Raw genomic sequence first — 673 nt, 5'->3', positions numbered from 1 at the left:
GGCGTCTCTCCGTCTCAAGTCACTCGATAGCAGCACGCTCATCTTAGGCTGTCAGTTTTTTACAAGCGCATGCCACAACAAGCCTCCACAATAGCTGCATTGGTAATCTTTGAGATGTGTTATGAATGAATCCACTATCCTGCTGACATTGGCCAGCATTCACTTTATTGCCTTAATGAGCCCAGGCCCCGACTTCGCATTAGTGGTGCAAAATGCCACGCGTCATGGTCGCCAGACGGGCTTATACATCGCTCTTGGCTTATCCGTTGGTATTTTGCTGCACTCATTGTTCAGCCTGACTGGTGTGAGCTACCTTGTGCATCAACATCCTTTGCTGTATTCGGTATTACAACTGCTAGGTGGCAGTTACCTACTTTACCTCGGTGTTGGGGCCCTGCGCGGCGTGATCGCTACGATCAAAAACCCGCAAACGGATCAACAAAATAAAACAAACAGCTTCGTGATCAGCAACAAGCGTCAGGCTTTTGCCAAAGGTTTTGCTACCAACATTCTCAACCCCAAAGCACTGGTTTTCTTCATCAGCTTGATGTCGAGCTTGGTGCCAGCCGGAATGTCGGTCTCAGGCAAAAGCATCGCGTTAGTTATCCTGTTCAGCTTGTCTCTGGTTTGGTTTTCTAGCTTGGCGTGGATGCTCTCAACGCAACGTTTACAA

General features: G+C 48.6%; 1 protein-coding gene. It reads left to right on the top strand.

Going from position 1 to position 673, the window contains the following annotated elements:
- Positions 1-121: 121 nt before the first annotated feature.
- Positions 122-673 (top strand): LysE family translocator (locus R7Q46_RS27490; protein WP_318078321.1); only part of this gene is annotated, 552 nt, incomplete at its 3' end.

It is taken from the genome of Vibrio sp. 811 (assembly GCF_033339195.1).
Note: the sequence above shows the minus strand (reverse complement) of the source record. Positions and strands in the feature narration are given on the sequence as shown.